This is a genomic window from Mesorhizobium sp. M4B.F.Ca.ET.089.01.1.1, from assembly GCF_004022605.1.
Lineage (GTDB): Bacteria > Pseudomonadota > Alphaproteobacteria > Rhizobiales > Rhizobiaceae > Mesorhizobium > Mesorhizobium abyssinicae.
The window spans coordinates 1-382 of the sequence record NZ_RZOS01001606.1; the positions used below are offsets into that span (position 1 = coordinate 1).

The window sequence follows — 382 nt, forward strand, 5'->3', positions numbered from 1 at the left end:
CTGGTCGAGGAAGCTCTTTTCATAGCCATGCCGGCATAGCAGCGCCTTGCGCTCCTCCATGCCGGCGGGGTTGATCGCGCCCTTGACCTTTTTCGGCAGCGCCATGGCTTTGCCGCCGTTCAGCCGGCAGAAGGCGACCTCGGGATGCGATTCGAAGACGCGGTCGCGCAGGTCCGGCCGCGCGATCAGCAGGGAATCGATCTCGCGGATCTTGGAGAATATGCCGAAGGCCTGGATCGACACGCCACGCGGCGGATCCGAACTCGCCTTGGCGACTTCGCTGGCGCGGCGATGCGCTTCATACCAGGCCTCGAGCGTGGTGAAATCATCGATCTCGGCATAAAGCGCCGCGCGCGAGGGGATCGAGAACACACTGGATTGC

The 382-nt window shown here is 63.6% G+C and carries 1 protein-coding gene; it reads right to left on the bottom strand.

The window, feature by feature from the left end:
* On the bottom strand, window positions 1–382 hold a 382-nt coding region (locus tag EN780_RS38460), incomplete at both ends, for a DUF429 domain-containing protein (RefSeq protein WP_128276694.1).